Source organism: Clostridium sp. LIBA-8841, assembly GCF_034439435.1.
GTDB lineage: Bacteria > Bacillota > Clostridia > Clostridiales > Clostridiaceae > Sarcina.
Genome location: NZ_JAPCKJ010000005.1, coordinates 114,380 through 138,008 on the forward strand (window position 1 = coordinate 114,380; position 23,629 = coordinate 138,008).

At 29.6% G+C, this 23,629-nt stretch carries 21 protein-coding genes; 2 read left to right on the forward strand and 19 right to left on the reverse strand.

The window, feature by feature from the left end:
- Nucleotides 1–2: 2 nt before the first annotated feature.
- The 8 genes from OIF33_RS13570 to OIF33_RS13605 form a co-directional block, all read right to left on the reverse strand.
- Nucleotides 3–1,433 carry an NAD(P)/FAD-dependent oxidoreductase gene (locus OIF33_RS13570; RefSeq protein WP_322504799.1) on the reverse strand — a complete coding sequence of 477 codons (1,431 nt, stop codon included), beginning with the start codon at nt 1,431–1,433 and terminating at the stop codon, nt 3–5.
- A gap of 165 nt (nt 1,434–1,598) precedes the next feature.
- Nucleotides 1,599–3,101, reverse strand: a complete 1,503-nt coding sequence (gene glpK / locus OIF33_RS13575; protein ID WP_322504800.1) for a glycerol kinase GlpK — start codon at nt 3,099–3,101, stop codon at nt 1,599–1,601.
- Between the two features lie 19 nt (nt 3,102–3,120).
- Entirely contained in the window at nt 3,121–3,681 is a 561-nt protein-coding gene (locus OIF33_RS13580; protein WP_322504801.1) for a glycerol-3-phosphate responsive antiterminator, read from the reverse strand.
- A gap of 41 nt (nt 3,682–3,722) precedes the next feature.
- Entirely contained in the window at nt 3,723–4,430 is a 708-nt protein-coding gene (locus OIF33_RS13585) for an MIP/aquaporin family protein (protein WP_322504802.1), read from the reverse strand.
- 267 nt (nt 4,431–4,697) lie between these two features.
- The gene (locus tag OIF33_RS13590; protein WP_322504803.1) at nt 4,698–5,141 is read right to left on the reverse strand and encodes a hypothetical protein; all 444 of its coding nucleotides are present in this window, start codon (nt 5,139–5,141) and stop codon (nt 4,698–4,700) included.
- 261 nt (nt 5,142–5,402) lie between these two features.
- Complete coding sequence (locus OIF33_RS13595) at nt 5,403–6,146, reverse strand: 2-phosphosulfolactate phosphatase family protein (protein ID WP_322504804.1); 744 nt, start codon at nt 6,144–6,146, stop codon at nt 5,403–5,405.
- Between the two features lie 29 nt (nt 6,147–6,175).
- Nucleotides 6,176–7,111, reverse strand: a complete 936-nt coding sequence (locus OIF33_RS13600) for a TIGR01212 family radical SAM protein (RefSeq protein ID WP_322504805.1) — start codon at nt 7,109–7,111, stop codon at nt 6,176–6,178.
- Between the two features lie 95 nt (nt 7,112–7,206).
- Nucleotides 7,207–8,289: a hypothetical protein gene (locus tag OIF33_RS13605; protein WP_322504806.1), complete on the reverse strand. Its 1,083-nt coding sequence runs from the start codon at nt 8,287–8,289 to the stop codon at nt 7,207–7,209.
- A 156-nt stretch (nt 8,290–8,445) separates the two neighbouring features.
- On the opposite strand from OIF33_RS13605, the gene OIF33_RS13610 reads away from it, so the two are divergent.
- Nucleotides 8,446–9,504: a GerAB/ArcD/ProY family transporter gene (locus OIF33_RS13610; protein ID WP_322504807.1), complete on the forward strand. Its 1,059-nt coding sequence runs from the start codon at nt 8,446–8,448 to the stop codon at nt 9,502–9,504.
- A gap of 86 nt (nt 9,505–9,590) precedes the next feature.
- On the opposite strand, the gene OIF33_RS13615 is transcribed toward OIF33_RS13610, so the two are convergent.
- From OIF33_RS13615 to murI, 9 genes are all read right to left on the reverse strand, one after another.
- A complete protein-coding gene (locus OIF33_RS13615) occupies nt 9,591–10,907 on the reverse strand; it encodes a peptidoglycan-binding domain-containing protein (RefSeq protein ID WP_322504808.1) in 1,317 nt (438 codons plus the stop codon).
- 95 nt (nt 10,908–11,002) lie between these two features.
- Nucleotides 11,003–12,772, reverse strand: coding sequence for a S8 family peptidase (locus tag OIF33_RS13620; protein WP_322504809.1), 1,770 nt, complete (start codon nt 12,770–12,772; stop codon nt 11,003–11,005).
- Nucleotides 12,773–12,774: 2 nt separating this feature from the next.
- Nucleotides 12,775–14,481 carry a S8 family peptidase gene (locus OIF33_RS13625; protein WP_322504810.1) on the reverse strand — a complete coding sequence of 569 codons (1,707 nt, stop codon included), beginning with the start codon at nt 14,479–14,481 and terminating at the stop codon, nt 12,775–12,777.
- Between the two features lie 13 nt (nt 14,482–14,494).
- Nucleotides 14,495–16,225, reverse strand: coding sequence for a S8 family peptidase (locus OIF33_RS13630; RefSeq protein ID WP_322504811.1), 1,731 nt, complete (start codon nt 16,223–16,225; stop codon nt 14,495–14,497).
- A gap of 137 nt (nt 16,226–16,362) precedes the next feature.
- Nucleotides 16,363–17,034, reverse strand: coding sequence for an XRE family transcriptional regulator (locus OIF33_RS13635; protein ID WP_322504812.1), 672 nt, complete (start codon nt 17,032–17,034; stop codon nt 16,363–16,365).
- Between the two features lies 1 nt (nt 17,035).
- Nucleotides 17,036–17,410: a DUF3783 domain-containing protein gene (locus OIF33_RS13640; RefSeq protein ID WP_322504813.1), complete on the reverse strand. Its 375-nt coding sequence runs from the start codon at nt 17,408–17,410 to the stop codon at nt 17,036–17,038.
- Nucleotides 17,411–17,438: 28 nt separating this feature from the next.
- Entirely contained in the window at nt 17,439–17,951 is a 513-nt protein-coding gene (locus OIF33_RS13645) for a peptidylprolyl isomerase (protein WP_322504814.1), read from the reverse strand.
- A 240-nt stretch (nt 17,952–18,191) separates the two neighbouring features.
- On the reverse strand, nt 18,192–18,461 hold the full coding sequence (locus OIF33_RS13650; RefSeq protein WP_322504815.1) for an STAS-like domain-containing protein: 270 nt from the start codon (nt 18,459–18,461) through the stop codon (nt 18,192–18,194).
- 257 nt (nt 18,462–18,718) lie between these two features.
- Entirely contained in the window at nt 18,719–19,501 is a 783-nt protein-coding gene (gene murI / locus OIF33_RS13655) for a glutamate racemase (RefSeq protein WP_322504816.1), read from the reverse strand.
- A 306-nt stretch (nt 19,502–19,807) separates the two neighbouring features.
- On the opposite strand from murI, the gene OIF33_RS13660 reads away from it, so the two are divergent.
- Nucleotides 19,808–21,709: a glutamine synthetase gene (locus OIF33_RS13660; RefSeq protein ID WP_322504817.1), complete on the forward strand. Its 1,902-nt coding sequence runs from the start codon at nt 19,808–19,810 to the stop codon at nt 21,707–21,709.
- A 51-nt stretch (nt 21,710–21,760) separates the two neighbouring features.
- On the opposite strand, the gene OIF33_RS13665 is transcribed toward OIF33_RS13660, so the two are convergent.
- Nucleotides 21,761–22,045, reverse strand: coding sequence for a hypothetical protein (locus OIF33_RS13665; RefSeq protein WP_322504818.1), 285 nt, complete (start codon nt 22,043–22,045; stop codon nt 21,761–21,763).
- Nucleotides 22,046–22,293: 248 nt separating this feature from the next.
- A complete protein-coding gene (locus OIF33_RS13670; RefSeq protein WP_322504819.1) occupies nt 22,294–22,938 on the reverse strand; it encodes a VanZ family protein in 645 nt (214 codons plus the stop codon).
- Between the last annotated feature and the right edge of the window lie 691 nt (nt 22,939–23,629).

The window sequence follows — 23,629 nt, forward strand, 5'->3', positions numbered from 1 at the left end:
TCCTACTTTGTTTTTCCACTTATTATGTATGAACCATTTTTATCTAAAGTTACTTCATTTATCTTCATACCAGTTTCACGAGATATTATTTCTTGAACTCTAGGTCCACAGAAACCACCTTGACATCTACCACAACCTGGACGACATCTTCTCTTAACTCCATCAATAGTCCTTGCTCCTAAAGTTCTATTTATACTATCAACAATTTCTCCTTCTGTTATGTTTTCACATCTACAAATTATTCTTCCGTATCTACTATCTTCTTTAATTAAATTTGCTTTTTCTTCTGGAGAAAGTTCTATAAAATGTACTTGCTCTCTCTTCTCATTAAAGTTATCCTTCTTTTCTAAAGCTAGTCCACATTCTCCTAGCATTCTAACAACATCAACTGCAATAGCTGGTGCAGAACTTAATCCTGGTGATTTTATTCCTGCTACATCAAAGAATCCCTTTACGTCTTTAGCTTCTCCAATTATAAAATCAGGCTTATCAGCTATAGCACGAAGTCCTGCAAAGTTTCTTATATTTTCTCTAAAATTAATTGATCTAGTTGTTTTTAAAGAAACCTCCCTAACTTTAGCCAATCCTTCATACTCTGTGGAAACTGAATCTTTGTCATCAGTATCAATGGCATCTGGTCCTACTAATAAGTTTCCATGAACTGTAGGAGTAACTAAAACTCCTTTTCCAAGCTTAGTTGGACATTGGAAAATTGTCTTTTCAAATAGACTTCCTTGACTCTTATCTAAAACATAATATTCTCCTTTTCTAGGAGTTATTTTAAAGGCTTCTTCACAAACCATATTATGAATCTTATCAGCATAAATACCTGCTGCATTTACTATAAATCTAGCTTCTACTACATCTCCATTTTCAAGCTTTATTTTAAAATTTTCATCTTTTTCAATACTAACAACTTTAGAATTTAATCTTAATTCTCCTCCATTATCAATAGCATTTTCTGAAAGAGCTATTGTAAATTCATATGCTCCAACAATTCCTCCTGTTTGACAGAATAAAGCACTTTTTACCTCTTTATTTAAGTTTGGCTCCATTTCTAAAACTTCTTTTGAAGTTAAAAGTCTTATACCTTCTACTCCATTTTTAATTCCTCTATTATATAAAACCTCTAATTCTTTTTGGTCATCATCATCAAATCCTATAATTAGTGAACCATTTCTTTTAAAAGGAACGGATAAGTCCTCGCAAAGCTTATCAAACATCTTATTTCCTTCAACATTGTATTTTGCCATTAATGTTCCTGGCTCTGGATCATATCCTGAGTGAACAATTGCTGAATTTGCTTTAGATGCTCCCATAGCAACGTCATTTTCTTTTTCTAATTCTACAACTTTTAAATTATACTTTGTTAGTTCTCTAAATATTGCTCCACCTATTACTCCGGATCCTATAATTGCTACATCATAAATCATTAAATATCGCTCCCTCTTATAAAAATAAAAAAGAGCTGAACTCAAAAAAGACATACGAATATCCTTTTTGTGTTTAGCTCTATTCTCTCTTCTACACAAAATTAAAAATTTTCTATTAACTTCTCTTTAATTATATCACACTTTTGTAAATGTTTCCACACTTTTTTAATCATCAAGTGCCCAGTCTTTTGATTTTTCAATAGCTTTTTTCCATTTTTTATAGTATTTATTTCTCTTTTCCTCAGAAATAGTTGGCTCAAACTCTTCACTTGCAAACCAGAATTTAGCTATTTCCTCTTTATCTTTCCAATAACCAACAGCTAATCCAGCAAGATATGCAGCACCTAAAGCTGTTGTTTCTGTAATTATAGGTTTAATTACTTTCTTTCCAACTAAATCAGCTTGGAATTGCATTAAAAAATTATTTCTACTAGCTCCACCATCTACCTTTATACAGTTTATATCATAACCAACATCATTTATCATAGCTTCAAGAACATCTCTTGTTTGATATGCAATTGATTCTAGTGCAGCTCTTATTATATGATTTCTATTAGTTCCACGTGTTAACCCAACTATTGTTCCACGAGCATACATATCCCAATAAGGAGCGCCTAATCCTACGAATGCAGGTACAACATATACTCCTCCATTGTCTTCTACCTTAGTAGCAAAATACTCAGTATCGCTAGAATCACTTATAATTCTTAATTCATCTCTAAGCCATTGAATAACAGCACCGCCAACAAATACTGATCCTTCTAAAGCATATTGAACTTTTCCATCTAATCCAATAGCTATTGTTGTTAAAAGTCCAGATCTACTTTGAACAAGTTCCTCTCCTGTATTCATTAATAAGAAACAACCTGTTCCATAGGTATTCTTTACATCACCTTTATTAAAGGCCGCTTGTCCAAATAAAGCAGCTTGTTGATCACCAGCAATACCAGCAATAGGTACTCTTATACCGCCCTTTGACCCAAGGTTAGCATAGCCATAAATTTCAGATGAATTTCTTACCTCTGGTAGCATACTTCTAGGAATATCTAATTCCTTAAGCATTCTCTCATCCCAATCAAGATTCTTTATGTTGAATATCATAGTTCTAGATGCGTTAGTATAGTCAGTTACATGAACTTTACCATTTGTAAGTTTCCAAACAAGCCAAGTATCAACTGTACCAAATAAAAGCTCTCCATTTTTAGCTTTTTCTCTTGCACCTTCAACATTATCTAAAATCCATTTTATTTTTGTTCCTGAAAAATATGCATCAAGTACAAGTCCTGTGTTTTCTTTAATATAATCTACAAGTCCATCTCTTTCTTTTAATTCATCACAGATATTCGCAGTTCTTCTACATTGCCAAACTATAGCATTATATATTGGTACACCAGTATTTTTGTCCCAAACTATTGTAGTTTCTCTTTGATTTGTAATTCCAAGTGCAGCTATGTTTTCTTGAGTTATATTGCTCTTAGCCATAACTTCTTGAAGTACACTATATTGAGTTGCCCATATCTCCATTGGATCATGTTCAACCCATCCCTCTTTAGGATAAATTTGATTAAATTCTTTTTGACTTATTCCAATAATATTTTGATCCCTATCAAAAATTATTGCTCTAGAGCTTGTTGTTCCTTGATCTAATGCTACTATATATTTTTCCATAAACAATCACCTCTTAATTTTATATCTTCCATATAGCCTCTTTTGTTGTTGATATACACGTTGCTCCTGACTTTAAAGCTTCCATGACATCTTCTTTATCTGAAATTAAACCACCCACTATTAATGGTTTATTTATTGTTTTTGATAATTCCTTAATAACTTTAAATAATAATCCTGGCAACATTTCCACAGCATCACATTCATCAACTAAGTGATTCTTTGTGCTATGAAAAGAAAGACTATCTAAAATGAAAACCCTTTGAATAGCTATTAGCCCTAATTTTTTTGCATTTTTTACTGTTTGAGCCTTTGTACTTATTATTCCATCAAACTTAGTTTTTTCTTTCAAATATTCTAAAACAATCTCTCTATTTGTAAGTCCATCAACTAAGTCTATATGCAATATCCCAATCTTATTCTTCTCTGATATTTTATTTGAAATTTCTATAATATCTAAAACATTCCCGAATAAAACAAATATTACATCAACATCAGCTTCTAAAGCTTTATCCAATTGCTCCATATCCTTTACAGCTGCCACAATAGGGTTATCCTCAAGTATTCTTTTAAAATTAATCATTATAAATAGCCTCCTTAAAATTGTCTCAAATTAATATCTCCTTAAAATATACTTGTATATACAATTGCTCCTGCTATAGCTCCAACTATCGGTCCTACAACGGGAACCCAAGCGTAAGCCCAATCTGAGCCTCCTTTATTTTTTATAGGAAGCAGGAAATGTGCAAGTCTAGGTGAAAAATCTCTAGCTGGATTAATTGCATATCCAGTCGGTCCTCCTAAAGATACTCCTATAACTAAAATTAATAATCCAACAGCTATCGGCATCATTCCATCTACCATTTTTGCATCACCAAGTCCTAAAATTCCAAACATTAATACAAATGTTCCTATAAATTCTGCAAAAAAATTCCATTTATAATTTCTAATAGCTGGTATAGTACAGAATGTACCAAGCTTTGCTTCTTGATCATCAGTAGACTCAAAATGAGTATAATAAGTAAGATAAACAAGAACAGCACCTATAAAAGCACCTATCAATTGTGCTATACAAAATAAAACTACCTGATACCATGTTAACCCTCCGGTTATACCTAATGCAATAGTTACCGCCGGATTAAATACAGCTCCGCTAACCCTAGCAAAGATATATACTGGAATAGCAACTGCTATTGCCCATCCCACAGTAATAACAATAAGCCCGGCATTATTTCCTTTCGTTTTCTTAAGAACTACGTTTGCAACTACTCCATCCCCTAATAATATCAAAAGCGCAGTTCCAACAAGCTCAGCCAAGAATTGATTTACCATGACCATACACCACCTAGTAATTAATTATATTTAGTTTTAAAAAAGCATAAAATAAAAAAGAGCTAAACAAAAAAAACCTAAATTTTTCTCGTGTTTAACTCTAAATACTCTTACACAAGTTGAATATATACGTATATATTTTTATATTGTTCTTTCACAGTATTTATTTTAACACCTCGTGAAACTGTTTTCAATAAATTAAAAATTTAACAATCTTTCCATAAAATAAAAAAGGAGAGATTCTCTTAAATCGCTCCTTTTAATAAACTATTTATCAAATAATAACTGTTTTATTTGTGATTCTAAATCTTGAATTCCTGTTGGATCTGCTCCACTTCCATCTAGAGAATTTTGATATTTATCTATTAACTGTTCTATATCTGTTATTGCCTGATTTATATTTTTATCAGTTTCTGGAGTCATAGCTTTAATATCTTTTAAATCTTTTAAAGCTTCTGTTTTAGCCTCATTCCATTCATTCATCTCTTTGTTTTGAAGTACTTCTAAATATTCTTCCTTAACATCAAGATAAACCTCAGCAACATCATTAGTTAAGCTATCATTATCTACAACCTTACTTTTATTATCTGTAGTTGCTGCTGGCTTATTATTAGAAGCATTCGCATTTGATGAATCATTGGAATTTCCACATCCAACTAACTGTAATCCCATTATTGCAGAAATAAGAATTACTAAAAACTTTTTCTTCATTCAAAACATCCCCTTTATAAAATATCTCATCATATCATCATCATATATTCATGCCTAGCCATTAACAAACTTGTTTTTTTAACTATTTATTAACAATTTAAACAAAAAATATTAATATTTGAAAATGGATGTATATTTAGAAGTATTTTATTAAGATATCTCTTTTTGTTTTAAAAATATTATATTAAAATTAGTTTCTATTTATAAAATTCTCTTTCTGCAATTTATTCATTTTTTCTAAAAATAATTCATAAAAAAGCTTTATAGAGTTACTTTCACATTATTTTCTACGGTTTTTATTTCTCCATTTTTAAACTCAAAAACTGAATCAATTAAATTCTTAGTTGAACAGTATTTTAAATCTTCTTCTAACCCTAAATTTTTAAGAATATTATAGTGCTTTGCATCCTTTATAAATTCATCTATACTTTTGCTACTCTCATAAACATATTTAGCTGTTTTAGCTATATCAGTAAGTTCAAGTTCTTTATTTTTAGCTAATTCGCTTATAATATATCCTGCACACACGAAATCATCGCTCGAAAATTCACCATTTGTTCCAGAATTAACAAAGACTACTTCTTTTTCTTCATTTTCTAGATATTTAGCCACTGCTTGTCCATTTAAAACAGAAGCTACAACAACTTTATCTGCCTTGCTGCATAGATTTAAAGCCCTTGTTCCATTTGTAGTTGACATTATCACATTTTTTCCTTCTACAATATCTCTTTTATACTCTAATGGTGAATTAGAAAAATCAAACCCATCTATTTTTAATGCTTTTCTTTCTCCCCCAAGTAATACTTCTTCTCCTAGCGCTTTTAACTCTTCTGCCTTATTAAAGGCATCGTCCACGCTTACTACTGGAATAACTCTCTTAGCTCTATTAGAAAGGGCTGTAGTGATTACAGATGTTGCTCTTAACATATCTATAACCACAGCAATCTTTCCTTTAAGAGATTCACTATCTATATAATCGGCTGAAATTATAACATCAATTTTCATAAGTTTTCCCTCCACTTTACTTTTAATAATTATTCTTCAAAGTTCTTTCCTTGATAAATATCATTATCTTCAAGTGCTTTATCAATAGCATTTAAAACTTCCCACTTCTTTAAACTCCACATAGGACCTATTAATAGATTTCTTGGAGCATCCCCTGTCAATCTATGTATAACCATATTTTGAGGAATTCTACTTATAGCTTCACATATTAAATCTATGTACTCTTCTTGAGTTAAAAATTTTAATCTTCCTTCCTCATAGTCCTTAACCATTCTTGTTCCTTCCATTAGATGAAGTAAATGAAGTTTTATCCCTTGAGCTCCGCATCTAGCAACATAATCAACAGTTTCTATCATTTGCTCTTTAGTTTCTCCTGGAAGACCAAATATGCAATGAATAACGGTATCTATCCCTCTACTTTTTAATCCTTCCATTGCTTTATCAAATACTTCTAAATCATATCCTCTATTAAAACTTCTAGCCGTGTCATCGTGAATAGTTTGAAGTCCTAGTTCAACCCAAGTATAAACTTTTTTATTCATTTCTTCTAATAAATCTAAAACTTCTTCATTTATACAATCTGGTCTTGTTCCTATAGATAAAGCAACGACACCATCTTTACTTATAGCTTCCTCATACTTTCTTCTTAGTTCTTCTACAGGAGCATATGTATTAGTATATGCTTGGAAATAAGCTATATACTTTCCTTCTTTCCACTTCTTATTCATCATCTCTTTTACATTATCAAACTGAGTACCAATACTTAAAGTTCTCTGTCCTGCATAATCTCCAGATCCCTTTGAACTACAGAATGTACATCCGCCTTTAGCAACTTTTCCATCTCTATTAGGACATGTGAATCCACCATCTAAACTTATTTTAAATACTTTTTCCCCAAATTTTTCTCTTAAAAATCTATTTAAAGTATTATATCTCTTATCTCCCCATATTTTTCTTTTTTCCATGTATATCACCTTTTCATTAAAATCAAATTTCTTTAAAATAAAAAAAGTTAATCATAAAACTTCTAATATTTATGATTAACTTATCTTCTATTATACTATAGTTTTTGAAGTTTAAAATCTTTTAAGGATATTTTATATCTTCCAGTTAATTCATTTCTAGCCTCTCCTGAATTATTTGTAGGTGTAACATTCATAATAATATTATTATCTTTTATTTTTTCATAAATTAAATTATATTCATTTTCAGCAAATATATCATCTAACTCTAAGGCTACAATATCTCCTCTACTTTGATAAACCTTAAATCTTGTAGAATTTCCTTTTACATAGTTTGCAACCACATAGCCATCATCATCTGAAAAATTCAAACTAGAAATCTTACATCCACTTAATATGTCTAGGGTAGTAAGGTTTTTTCCTAATGGTTTGCCCTTATCCTTATCTTCTTTTTTCCCTTCATCCTCGCCCTCAGAAGCAGCTGTTTTTTTTGCATCATCAACATCAATGACTCCTATATACGAATCCTCTCCTTTATAGGTTGATATAGCCACCTTATCTCCAGAGAATGCTATTTCTACAGCTGAAAAAGCATCTTTTGGCACATCTACTTTAGTAATGTCTATAACATTTACCTTAGGATAAGCCTTATCTGGTATGCTTTTAATATCTATAAGTGTATTAACTTCGACTTCATCATCTTTCCTTAACTTTAACTTTTCCTTCTCTTCAAATACATTGTAAAGCTGAGTAGCTTTCAACTTAGAGACTTTATATTCCTCCTCTTGATTTTTTTGAACCTCTAAATAATATTCTTCTAATTCTGCTATAGGCTCACCTCTTTTAGCCCTAGTAACCTTAAACTTAAACATAGCTTTGTTTCCAAGCTGTGATAATCCAATTTGTTGTATTCCTGTAATTTCAGGCTCCTTGCTTGGTTCGATTATTATCTTCTTATCAATTTCTTTATTAGATAAACTTTTTATAGTATTTAAATCCTTACTTTTAAGAGCCTCCATATATTTTTCAGCTATAGATTTTGCTATTTGATTGTCAAAATATATACTCTCTACACTTTTTCTTAAATCTTCACTCTCCTTAATTGTAGTATTTACCTTATTACATCCTACTGAAAAAAACATTAATCCCATAATTAAAGTTGCAATAATTTTTCTTACCATTTATAATCACTCCTACTCTAAGAATAAGTCCTATTTTAGGTTTTCCAAATAGCTTAAAAGTATTAATAGAATAATCATTTTAAAACTAACTTTTCCTCTTCATTTAAGAATAAACCCTCTCTACATTTTATATATTTAGTTAGGGGAGGTGATTTAATGAAAAATATTATAAAAGTTTTTCAAGTAGCTTTTGTTTTTATTGGAACCATAGTAGGAGCTGGACTTGCTTCTGGTAAAGAAATAACAAACTTTTTTACCGTTTATGGCTATAAAAGTTTTTTTACTATTTTAATGACAGGCTTATTTTACATTGTGCTTTGTAACATAATTTCTAGAATAAGCATGAAAAATAATCTGAATTCTTATAATGAAGTTATAAACACTGTTAGTCCTAATATTTTAGGTAAACTTACTGGAATAATAACTACTTTTTACTTAATATCTAGTGCATCCATAATTCTTGCAGGTAGTGGTGCCTTATTAAATCAGTATTTTGGAATTCCTAAAATTATAGGCTCAATAATCATGGCCATCATTGCTTCATTAATACTTCTTAGAGAAACTAATGGTCTTGTAGAAATAAATTCAATTATAGTACCATCTTTAATTATTGTAACAACTACACTTATGATTCTTTATGTTTCCTTTGCCAATGATCCAATTACTATAAATTCATTAACTGCTTCTGAGCCAAAGCTATCTAGCGGATTTTTTACTTCTGGAGTTCTATATTGTGGATATAATATCCTTTGCTGTTGCGGTGTAATTGTTCCTTTAAGTAATGAAATAAAAAACAAAAAAATAATGACTTGGGGAATAATTTTAGGCTCTATTTTATTAACTATTATATGTATTTTTATAAACTCAATGCTTATGGTAAACCAACCTCAAATATTCCGGTATGAAATTCCATTACTTTATATTGCAGATAGATTTGGAAAGCCAATTCAAATAATGCTTTTAATGATAATATTAGCTGAAATGTTCTCAACAGAGGTTTCAGATGTTTATTCAATAAGCAAAACTATTAGTAAAAGTTTTAAATTAAAATATAAACATGCTATTTTTTTAGTACTAATAATCGCTCTTCCAATTTCACTAATAGGTTTCTCTAATCTAATAACTACCTTATACCCAATGTTTGGTGTTTTAAGCTTAGTATTTATTGTTCAATGTATTTACTTTTATTTTTTTAAATTTAAAAAGCAGGCTTAAATATTATAAAAATACATTTATTAAGTTAAAAGCTGTACTAAGCATATTTTATTGTTTTAAAATTATGCTTTGTACAGCTTTACTCTTTAATAAATTATTTTAGGAACATTACTTTTTCTATCCATTATTGTTGGAGGATAGAATATTTTTTTCTCTACACTTGATCTAAGTTCTGCTATTTTAGTTACTGCAACAAATACATTTGATAACTTGTACCATGTTGCATAATCAACCTCTCCTGTTTCTGGAAGGTTAAATATCTTTTGAAAAGTTTTAACTGCCTCTCTAGTTTTTTCACCATAATTTCCATCTAAAGCAACCTTAGGTATTAAAGGATAAGCCCTGGATACAGCATTTAACTGTTCTTGTATAACTCTAACAGGCTCTCCTGAAGAACCAATAGTTAATGTGAAGCCTGGAAAAGACTTTGGACTTCCTGTCACCTTTTTAGCAGTTACTAACTCTATATTATCACCATAAAAAGAAGTTAAAATTTCATAAGGTACCTTACCTTCATCTCCTAAATACTTACTTCCCCATTGAGTCATCCATCCTGGGCATTGAACATTTATACCATCGCAGTATTGAGTTAATAATGGTTGCTTAGCATTAAACCTTCTAATGTATGTTGCAAATATTTCATCTACGATTCTACTTATGTTGTCATAAAAGTTTCTTCCATAATTAAATGCATGATCAAAAGCTGTTGAGCTAGTTATATCAAAATTCTTACCTTTTCCTCTATACCATTCAGTATATATTCTATTTAAAGTAAATGATATTATGGCATATACGTTAGCCCTTATAGTATTTTCAGACCAAGTTGAAAATATTTCACAACAGGCAACATTTTTTATATACTCCCTATAATCAACTTTATAGTTAGCAGCTGAATTATCGTCTGGTCTCCCATTGTGAACCACTATATATTCAGGAACTACTGGTTCTGGTAAAACTACAGTTCCCTTTGGAGGTGGTAACTCTTTTTCATCTGCTTCTGGAATTTTAGGAGGAAAATTACCAACCAATCTATTAGCTTGTATGTCAATAGTTACTTCCTGTCTGTAACTGCCTCTACTCTCTCGCAACCGAGCTTGTTGTAAAGCAATCCTAGATGGAAAAATTTGAACACCATTTATCATAGTAGGTAAAAAGCCTTCTCTTTCAATAGTAACTTGTGCAAAACTATAAGGTAATCTCCCTGGTTCACTTGAATATTCTAAAGGAGGTGCATCAAGTTCTATAGTATCAGTACTTCCTGTTGCATCAGTGTACAATTCAGTAGGATTTCCTAAAGCTAATCCCTCTTCTGAAGTTGGTGTTATTGTAACTTTACTTTTATCAATAGGTATATATCTCTCTGTTTCACTAAAACATTGAACCTTTAATCCACCTAAAGCCATAAAATTTCTCCTAATTATAAATTAATACATTATAGTTTATGAAATCCAATCTATTTTTGTTAATAAATACTTATATATGAAATAACATCAAATATTTACTTTATATTAAAAAGCGTATTTGCCCTTAAGCTATCAAAAACCTTAATCATATTTATGGTTCCATATCCCCATTCTTCATTTGGATATATATCCCCCTTTCTCGTATTAACTCCTCTTATTAAATATGTTTGCAGCTTAGATACATATAATGTTGGGTCATTATTATAAACAATTCCCCATTGAAAAAGCATAGCACAGCATCCACTAACTATAGCAGCAGCTACACTTCCTCCACTAACGTAAACCTTCTCTCCTTTATTATTAACAGTTAAAGCATTTATTCCACCTGCTGCAATAAGAGGTTGAATAAATTGATTTCTTGGAAATCCTCTTCCGGACTCTGAAACTATAGCATTATTATTCTGATCATAAGAGGCTACAGTTATCATTTTTTCTGCGGCTCCTGGAATTGTTAAGGTAGTATACGGAGAAGAAGTTATAAACTTTGTTCCTTTAGCTAATAATTCCTTTTGCAATATATAAGCATCAAACTTACCAAAAGTTATATATTCACCTGTTAACCTAAATCTCCATATTCCTGGCTTTAAATTTTGTGCTCTTATAACAATTCTTTCCCCTCCAGTAAGTTCATCTGGAGAATCATAAAATATATCCATAATAGTACCCTCATATATAAAACTTATCTTATATCCATTTTGAATAGCTAATTTACTTCTCCCTGCATAGCTAGGTAATGGATTTGCATTTTGAATGATCTCTCCAGAAGGTGATATTATTGAAAGCCTGAACTTGTCTGGTTTATAACCTAAAATAATCATCATAAGACCATGCTGACCTTCTCCAACTTCTAATTCCATGGTTTTACTAAGTCCTACTTCTGTTATAATTCCATCAGCATGAGTATCAGTATTCCCCTGATTTCCAGAGGAAGCTACAACAGCAATTCCTCTTTTATTAGAAATTTCATCTATATACCGTTCTAAAATACTACTTCCATCGTGAGCTCCAAAATTGCTTCCTACAGGTACATATATAACCACTGGCTTATTATATTGAAATGATAAGTTATATAAATATTTTATTGCTAAAAGTATATCTATGTTTCTATACTTTGCAGTATCTCCCTTTGCAAAGAAATAATCTGTATACTTTTTAAATGCTTGGTCTAATCTAACTACCGCAATATCACATTCTGGGACTACACCAGTTAAACTTGTATCCTTTCCACTTCCAGCAATTATACAAGTCATTTCTGTGCCATGTCCAATATCATCTTTAGATGGAACTATAGTATAAGGATCTCCACCATTCCTTTTTAATTCTATAGCTGCATTAATTTCATCTTGACTATATTCAGTTCCATAAACCATTCCTTTAGGATGCCTACCTGTTTCTATTCCTTGATCCCATATGTTTAATATTCTAGTTTTTCCATCAATTTTCATAAATTCTTGGTTTAAATAATCTATTCCAGTATCAATTATTCCAACAATTACATCTTTACCCGTTAGTTGTAGATATGAATCTTTGTGAAAAACTTGAGCATTTGATGCCTCAATTGGCGTCGTATTACTTAAAGTATATATTCCTCCTAACTCTATATAAACTATACCTTCTATTTGTTGTATAACTTGATCATAATCAACATTTTTCATTGACAATATTGCATAAGTATCATCAATGAGAAAAACACCAACTCCCTCCATATCTTTAACTTCATTTTTTATATCCCCAGTATATTCAATAAGAAAGTTAATACTTTCTGGATCGTTTATTAAAAAATCTTTATTTGATGTACTCTCCATAACTACCTCCTATTAATCAATAGTTCCATAGTTTTATCTAAACAAACAAATCCATATCCTATATCTGGATTTGGATAAGCATTTCCAAAAGTTATTCTCTTAGCCCCCCTAACCAAATAATATTTAATCCTTTCTCCAAATAAAAATGGATCATTATTTTTTATTATTCCCCATTCAAAAAGCAAAGCACATATTCCTGCAACCTGTGGTGCTGCCATTGATGTTCCACTTTTAGTATCAAATCCCTGTTCCTGGGCAGTAGATACAATATTTTCTCCTGGTGCAGCCAAATCAGGTTTTATTATCCATTGAGGTCTAACAACTCCTCTACCAGAAAAAGGTGACAAATTATTATTTATATAATTATAACTTCCAACTGAAATTACTCCCTGTACCGTAGCTGGTATTCCTAATGTATTATAAACATCAGGTTGCAAAAATTTTGTTTTTTCATTTAACCCTTCTGATATAGGAAGCCAAATATCAAAATATCCTTCATAATCATTTAATTTTCTTAAAATAATTCTCCATTCACCAGGAGTTATTGTCGTATTTAAAGGTAAAATAGTTACGGTAGTTTCTCCTTGTATATCAAAAGGTTTAGGTCCAGTACTATAAATAACTACTTTTTCTCTTCCAACAAATCGTTCTTTATATGCTTCGGTCACAGGTACCTGGCCTGTGCTTATACCAGTTGGTGATATTACCTCAATTGATATATCAACAAGAACAGGTTTGAATAAATCAAGTATAATTCCTCTTTCCCCATCAGAAATATTTAAATCTATATTCTCTTCTTTTCTTATCATTCCACCAACATGATGAGCAGCATTTCCTTCATTTCCAGCAGCCACGACAATAGCAGCTCTTTGTAATTTAGTAAATGTTTGAATATATTGTTCTAACAAACTACTCCCATTATGAGAACCATCATTTGTACTTAAACTTATATTTACAACTAATGGTTTATTAAGTTCATTACTTCTATCTATTAAAAATTTTAATCCTCTCATGAGCTGAGTACTTAAAGCTGCTGTTAAACGTTTTTCTCCTGTTATTTTTACCATAGCAATACTGCTATTGTACGCAACTCCATAACGATCATAACTTATATTTCCACCAGCACAAGCAATTCCAGCAACATGGGTTCCATGTCCAGATAAATCCTGTACTGGAATAATACTATATGGATCTTCTGCTTTTAAAGCCTCATTTATCTTTGTTTTATCATATACAGTTTTATTCTCAAGGTCATATATATATTCTATTCTAGTGTTGCCATCTGTATCTTTAAATGCATTATGAGTGAAATCTATTCCCGTATCTAAAAATCCAACTAACACATCCCTACCAGTTAAACCATAATTACTCCAAACAGACGGTATGCAGGATGCTCTATTGCTATCGTAATCTGATGTATATAAAACTTTAGGTAATTCTATATATTGTAGACCTTCAAGTTCTTTTATCCTGTTTAAATCACTAATTTTTATAGTCAATATTCCATATCCATATCCTAAATCCTCTACCGTAGCTCCTATTTTTTCAACTGAATTTTTAAACCTCAAAAAATTACTTCCATATAAAACAACTAACTCTATTTCTCCTGTACTTAAGGTTCCAGGAGAGAAAACATTAACAATGTTATATAATACCTGTTCTGGTATAACATTTATAAAATCTATACCAATACTAGTTTTAGTTTCCATAATAAATCTCCCTTTATTTGTTTATTAAACTATTAAAAATTCCCTGTATATCTAAAATTCCATATCCCCACTGTCTATTTGGATAAATATCTCCAGCTCTTTTTCTTGCTCCCCTAATAATATATGATTGTAGTTTTACAGCATGCATTTCTGGATCATTTCCATCAGCAACAGCCCACTGAAGAATTAAAGCACAACTTCCAGCTAGAACGGCCCCAGCGACACTTGCTCCTGAAACACTCACAACTCCACCTCCTGGCTTAGTAGTTAAAGCATTTATTCCTCCAGCTGTAATTATAGGCTGTATGATATTATTCCTTGGATACCCTCTTCCAGATTCTGATATTGTTGCACCATTATTTTGGTTATAATATGAAGTATTAATAATAGTTGAAGCTGTTCCTGGTATAGTTAATGTGGTATATGGTGTTGGCCCTAAGAACCTTGTATCTTCTGAAAGCAATTCTCTCTGCAATATCCAAGCATTGTATATTCCCTCAACTATATAATCACCGGTTAATGTAAATTTCCAAATCCCCTCTTTAATATTATTCATTCTTATGGTAATTTTTTCATCACCTGTAAATTCATCTGGTGAATCATAAGCAACATATACACTAGTTCCTTCATAAATAAAAACCCAAGGTGGTGAATCACTTAAAAGTATATGTTTTGTTTTATAGGGATTAGTATTTTCAAAAGTTTCACCTGATGGTGAGGTTATTCCCAATTTTATTCTACTAGGTCGTTTAGCATATATTTGTAGGAATAATCCACTTTGTTCTTTTCCACAATAAAGCTCTATTGTTTTACTATCTCCAATTCTTTCTATTTCTCCTGATGTATGTGTATCAGAATTTCCTTCATTACCTGTTGATGTAACTGCAACCAATGCATTTTTATTTGATATCTTTGTATCAATATATCTTTCTATTACACTACCACCTGAGTGATCACCCATGTTGCTACCTAAAGGTAAGTATATTACCATAGGTTTATTTAAACTAAAAGATAACTCGTACAAATATTTAAGAGCCATAAGTATATCAGTGTTCCTATATTTAGGCTTATCCCCTTTTGCAAAATAAAAATCTACATATTCTTTAGCAGCCTCTTGTAATTTTATAATTATAAATTGACAATCAGGAGCTACGCCAATAATATCTCTGTTTATACCTCTTGCACCCACTATTCCAGCCATTTTAGTTCCATGACCATATTCATCTTTTGAAGGAACAATCTCATATGGGTTTAGTCCCTGCTTTTGAGCCATTATTGCCTTATTTATTTCTTCTTCTGAGTATTCACTACCATGAATAAATCCTTTAGGTACCTTTTCACTAGTTATTGTCTGGTCCCAAATCTTTAATATTCTAGTTGTGTCGTCTTCTCTCATAAACTCTTTATTTAAATAATCTATTCCTGTATCAACTATAGCTACAATAACACCGGTTCCTCTAAGATTTAAATGCGGGTTTTTATGAAATAGTGTAGCTTTCGAATCATCTACTGGACTTTCACTTAAAGTATATATTCCATTAATTTCTATATAAACTATACTTTTTATACTTTTAATTTGTTCCCTATAATCCTCAATTTTTACAGAAATAATAGCATAAGTATCATCGATTAAAAAAACACTAACATCATTTAAATTTTCAACTTCTTTTTCAATATCCCCATCATAAGCAACAACAAAATTTATATAATTTTTATCATTATAAAAACTTTTTTTATCTACCAAACTCTAATCCTCCATACCCACTATATTGCTTATAGCTATTTTATTCAGATTTTCTCTTTTTTGATAACCTTAGTAGAAACTATTTAAAACATAAAAAGGACAGTTCTAAAATTAGAACTGTCCTTTTTATTTAAGTATTATAAATCAAATTCTATTCTATAAAGTTTAGCTATAGCTTTGATTTCTTTTATATTAGCTGTTTCTGTTCTCATGCTACCGTTATTGCTTACTAATAAAGCTTTAACATTATCAAGTTTTTTAATCTGTCTAACAACTCTTTTACCATTAAATTCAACTAAACAGATAGCATTATTTTCTATCTCCTTTATTGAATAACATAAAGCTAAGTCATTTTCTTGAATTCTATATCCAGTCATATCATTATTTTCTATTTTAAGATAGAAAACTTTATTTGCTGTATGACCATCTATTTTATTAGAAGCAGTAGCAAGCTGTTTATATCCCTTAACTTGAGACAATGAGTAATCATAAATTGGAACATTTTTTAAAACTGATCCGAAAGCTTGATTCCAAACTTCATTAACTTCCGCTGGCTTACTTTGTCTTACTTGTTTTTCAGCCTTAAGCTCTTTTTGAAGTTCTTCATCTGTAACAACCATATTTATATCATTTAAATCAGTATTTAAAACCTTTGATATTTTTGATATAAGTGATTCGTTTATAATCTTTCTTCCAGTTTCAACTTCATTTATAAATTTTTCAGCTACGCCTAGCTTTTTAGCTAAAGCTTTTTGTGTCATTCCACTTTTACTTCTAGCCTCTTTTATTCTTTCCCCAACTCTACTCATTTTAAGCTCTTCCTCCTTGCATCTTTCTATGCCATTCTCTTTCTTCCATCAAATGCTCAACAAGGTAGTTAAATTGCCATTCTTTAGAGGTTTCTGTAACCACAGCCATTATAGGATTTTCTGCAATAACCTTAGCTATTGAAACCATCATTTGTAATTCTTCATCAGGGAAATTACTGAATATAACAACTTTTTCATCAAAGTTCTTGTTTGAAACAACTTCAAATTTTAAGCCTTCTAAAATATCATTAACCTTCATAGAAGTCATTTCATCACTTATATTAATAACTTTATGCCCTGTTGCTTGAAAGTCTTTTATTTCTTTTTCATTTAAACCATAAGTTAGAATAGCCTTGCTATTATTAAGCATACTCATGCTAATCTACCTCCCATACATTTATAAATTAAAGTATTTCTGGCTCTTCTATACCATCTGCATTTTCTACAGTTACCTTTGCCATAACTTGTGGCTCATCTGGCATATCATTATAGTCTGTTTTTACATTTGCTATCTTATCAACAATATCCATACCTTCTATAACTTTACCAAATGAAGCATATTGTCCATCTAGATGTGGTGAATTCTCATGCATTATGAAGAATTGGCTTCCTGCTGAATCAAAATTCATAGCTCTAGCCATTGATATAACGCCTCTTGAATGCTTTAAGTTATTTGGGAATTGATTTCTTGTAAATTCACCTTTTATTCTATATCCTGGGTTACCCATTCCTGTTCCTTCTGGGCATCCTCCTTGTATCATAAATCCAGGTATTATTCTATGGAATGTTAATCCATCATAAAAACCTTTCTTAACTAAACTAACAAAGTTTCTAACTGTATTTGGTGCAATTTCTGGATATAATTCTATTTTTATTTTTTCTCCATTTGCCATTTCTATTGTAACCATTGGATTCATATGAATAATTCTCCTTTCAAATTTAACTATTTAGTATTATTTACTTAAACTAAAATGTTAATCCTTCTTTGTATAAAATTATATATTATTTCCGTTAACAATGGAATATTGCTTAAATATTTAAATAAAAAAATAAGACAACATAAAGAATCCTCGTAAACAGATTCTATTATGTTGCCTCTTCAGAGTTCAACTTAATATAAAATTTTATCTTTTCTATATAATTCATATTCTTATTTATTATGCAAAAGTAGTTCCAGCTACAACTCTTGAATAATCAGTATAGTTTGATAAATTCTTAACATTGATTTTTGAAATAATATTATCTCTTCCAACTTTATTTATTATATCAGTAAATAAGCAAGTTAAAAAAGTTGTTGAAACTCTATCTATACCATTAAAATCTAACTCTACATTTCCATCTAAATTATTTTCAATATAATCTCTTAAGATTATAGCATCCTCAACGTTTATTTTATCTCCTAATAATTCTTTTACATTTATCTTCATAGTTAAATCCTCCCTTTTTAATAACTCCCATCAATCTTTGTTTAAATTTTCTGAAAATTCTCTTTTCATTTATTATAATATCAACCTCTAATTAATTTGTCAACATTTTAACAAAGTTTTTATAAAAAAATTTTGCTAAAATAAAAAAATCTAAAAACATAGTAAAGATAATACTATATAAAATAACTATTCTACTAGCAAAATAGTATATATCTTCATATGTTTATAGATTTTTTTAATTATTAAGGATTAATTATCTATTTAATTTCTATAAGTTTTTCACTTAATTCTAATATTTCCTTATCATCTAAAGAATTTATTATCTCTAATGTACCTTTTTCTTTTAACTCTGATTTAATATTATTTTCTTCTAGTCTTCTATTAAGCTCTTTTACTGTACCTTCACTTCCATCTATTATGTCTACTTTTTCTCCAACAATTTCTTGTATAACATCTTTAATAAATGGATAATGTGTACAACCTAGAACTATACTTGAGATTTCTCTATCCATATAAGGATTTAATTTTTCTCTTAAAAAATTCTTTACATCTTCTCCATTTAAATTTCCTGATTCTATGAATTCAACGAGTCCTGGACATGGAAGAGGTATAATATCTCTATGTTCTCCATAATTATCCATAAGTGTTTTGAATTTTTCTTGAGTTAAAGTTGCCTTTGTTGCCATTACTATAACCGCACCAGTTTCGTGTAGCTTTATTGCTGGCTTTAAGGCAGGTTCTATGCCTATTATAGGTATATCTTTATAATATTCTCTAAGATCTTTTGCTGCTGCTGAAGTTGCAGTATTACATGCTATGACAATTGCTTTAACGCCCTTTTGTATTAAAAATTCAATAGCATTAAATGAAAGTTCTGTTATCTCTTGTGGAGTTTTCTCTCCATAAGGTGCATGCTTAGAATCCCCATAATATATATAATTTTCATTTGGCATCATTTCTAAGGCTTTTCTTAAAACACTTAAGCCTCCTAAGCCAGAATCAAAAAAACCTATAGGTGCATTCTTTAAATCATCTTGCATCGCTATCCCTCACTTCTAAGTACTTGATTTAATCTTAAGATAATTTTATAACTTTCTATTAAATAAATCTATAAAATTCATATTTTACACTTATATTAAAATATAAAATATATTGACAGTACTATACTATTGTAATAAAATCTTTTTAAGAATATCTACATAACGAATATTTTATTCTAAAATTCACATTATTATACGTGTGTAAACAAACAAAATAACTATTAAGTCATAAAAATGAAAGGATGTGAACAGGGGGCTATTACAATTATCCTAACTTTTTTATAATTGTAGTACTTCTAAATAATTATGAACAAAGATTTATTATTTACAATTCCTAAGAAATATCATAATAGAGAAAGCTTGATTTCGATCTTTGAAGATCACCCAGAAATAAAATTTGTATCTTTAGTTGGGGTTGACTTAGCAGGTAATGATACCGATGAAAAAATTCCTTCTAAGTTATTTTTAAAAGATATAGATTCTTTCCTACATGGCACCGCTGTACAAACAGACGGTTCATCAGTTGTCCTTCCAGGAATAGCGACTCTAAACAACGCTAAAGTAGATATGATTGCCGATTTAGATTGTAAATGGTTTATAGATTACAATTACGACTTCATAGACCCTTTGACTAATAGACCAGTAGGAACACTTAGAATACCTTGCTTCTTAATCCACGAAGATAAACCAGTCGACTCTAGACATATCTTAAAAAACTCAATTGACACATTCAAATCAAATTTATTCTCACTATTAAAAAAATATCCAGAAACACTAAATGATTTAAATATAACATTCGATGATATAGAAGATCTTTTATTAACATCTGCAACTGAATTAGAGTTTTGGGTTAAAACACCAAATGATAAAGCTTTAATTGAAGAACTTTCAACATCAGAAGTTTTACAAGAACAATATTGGACTAGAACTAAGGGAAATGTTAGAACTGCCTTAGAGAAGAGTTTATTATACATGGATGAGTATGGATTTGAACCTGAAATGGGACATAAAGAGGTTGGGGGAGTAAAAGCTAAACTTACTTCTTCAGGTCAATTTGATCACATAATGGAGCAATTAGAAATAGACTGGAAATTCTCAGATGCTATGCAAGCTTCTGATAATGAATTATTTATAAGAACTTTAGTTAAAGAAACATTTAGAAGAAACGGATTAGAAGTAACATTCCTTGCTAAACCAATAGATGGCGTTGCTGGTAATGGAGAGCATACTCATTTAAGTTTAAGCTTAAAATTAAAAGACGGAAGAATTATAAACTTATTTAATCCAACTAAGAATCATTTCTTAAGCAAAATAGGATATGGCTCTATAATGGGTATATTAAAGAACTACGAAATAATGAATCCATTTATATCAGCTACAACAGACTCTCTTAAGAGATTAAAACCAGGATTTGAGGCTCCTGTTTGTATAGTTACATCATTAGGACAAAGTCCTGAAATTCCATCTAGAAACAGAACTATATTAGCTGGATTAATAAGAGATCCTCATAATCCGCTAGCAACTAGATTTGAGCTTAGATCACCAAACCCATTCACAAATACTTATCTTTGTATAGCATCAAGCTATATGGCAATGCTAGATGGTATTAAGTATGCCTTAGAAAGCAATAAGACTGAAGATGATCTTTTAGCTGAGTTATCTAAAAAACCAGGCGAAGATGCAAATTACTTAGAAAAATCTAGAGCATATAGAAGTGAAGAAGATGTCTTTGAAGATTTTACAGATTCTCAAAGAAATGAATACTTTGGAATAGCTCCTGCTACTGTTTATGAAAACTTAAGTGCTTTTGATAAATATCCTGAAAAACTTGAGGTATTAAAAGTAAACTCAGTATTTACCGATAAACTTATAAACAGTTTCAAAATAGCTACTATAAAGAGATGGACTACAGAAATTACAGCTAGAATAATTCCTTCATATATAAAAGATATAAGAGCGGCTAAACAACTTCACTGTTGTGATAAAGCATTAGATCTTGATGTTTCAACTTGGATGACTATTAATGAGTTAAGACATATAACAATGAAAGACTCTTATCATAGAAGAAGTTTATTCACTCAATTAAAAAATGCTATAAATGAATCTGATTTTGAAAAAGCTTCAGATTTACAAATAAAAGTTGATAAAAATATGAGTGAATTAGAAGAACTTTACTCAACTTATAAGAGAAACTTATTAGATATATAGTAATTAAAATAAAAAGAAACCAATGGATCTCATTGGTTTCTTTATTTTATATTAATGATATGTATTTCCTAAACTTATTGAGTTTTTACTTAATATCTCAAATGAATAGTCTTCGTAAAAAACAAATGGATTATTATTTATAATATCTTCTGCTTCTTTAAAGTTATTAGCATGGAATATTATAGTTCCTCTATTTCTAAAGCATGATCCACCACATAATACATACTTGCTTACAGCCGTATCTTTATACATTTTTGCTTTATGCTCACTTTGGAACCTATTAGCTCCATTCATTTTATAATTTATTTTTACAAACATACCGCTGCTCTTAGTCATATAAATTAACCCCCTAAAATTTGTTATATGCTATTATATTATGTTAATGCCCTATATATTCCTAATCTATCTAAAAAAATATAAGAACTTATGTTCCCTTTTCCTTTTTTAATTCTACAAAACATATGTTCGCTTGTCAAGAAAAAAAAGGGATGTAAACATTCTTTTTACATCCTTTTTTCTATAAAATTCTTTATTTTTATGTATATTTCTCTATTTTTTTACTTATAACAAATTTTATTTTGTGTTTATTCAATCTCTTCTACTTCATCGACATCTCTTTCAGAAATACTATCTTTAATAAAGTAAGCGATTTTACAAATGAAGTAGGCAATAAATATTCCAACTAAGTTTATAAATATATCACCTAAGTCAAAATATCCTCTTTTAAATACATATTGAGCAAGCTCTATATTAAATTCTATAGATGCAGATAATATGAAAGCTAGTACAAAGTTATATTTTCTTAGTATATAGCCTATTGGCATAAAGAATAGAATATTACCTATTAAGTACAATTGACCTGTCTTATCGCCTCTTAGTCCGTGTAGAACGGCAAATGGATCTAATTGGAATCCTCTAGCCATTTTCGGTCTAGCAAATAGAAGTATAAACATAGTTCCTGCATACAACCCGAATAAAAACAGCTTAAATAATTTTGAAGTTTTCATTCTAGTTGTTGTTAAGAAAAGTTGATAAATAAGCATAACACTTGTTAATTTAAAAAAGTTATATATTATAAAACCTTTTTTACCACTCAAATCTATTTTTATAAAAACGCCTATACATTCTTTTACTATTAGCTTATAAAATATCATTGCTAAGAATACTGAAATTATAAGCAAAATACTTTTTATAAAAAAATTTTTTACCACGCTTTTAGCTGTTTCCATAAAAATCACCCCCAATAATTTATAAATTTGTATTGAATATTAATATTTTTATAGTATAATATCTAAGTGCTTTTTAAAACAAGCCTCTTATTCTTAAATTATAATTTAATCACATTTCTAAAATCAAAAATTTATCCACAGAATTATTCTTTAAAAATTATCCACAACAACTTAAAAATATTTTTATCCACAAAAGAAAAACATTTTATTTTTTCACATCTTTTTTGTTTCAAAATAAATTTTAATACATTTTATCCACAAAAATACTACAATTAGATTAACATTTAATTTTCTATTTGATTTATTCCTAGTTTTGCTTTTTCCAAAGCCTAAAAATCGAAGTTTTCAGCGCCAAAGGGCTCAGTTAGAATAAATCAATTACTTTTATTAAAATTATCCACAAAACAATTATCTTTTCTTCACATATTTTAAAAACTAACTGAGCCCTAACTAAAAGGAAAATTTTAAACAACATATAACTAAAAAGCATATTTAAAACAAAATAACTTTAATTTTAAACTCTGTTTTAAATGAATGTTGATGTTTAACTAACCCTTAAATTCCTAATTTTAAAGCATTAGTGACACAAACTAAATCAAAATAATTTATTAAAGTAAAAGTTCATATCAATAAAATGAAAAGTCCCATTAAACTTTAAATACCATAAAGTTCAATAGGACTAAATTTTTAT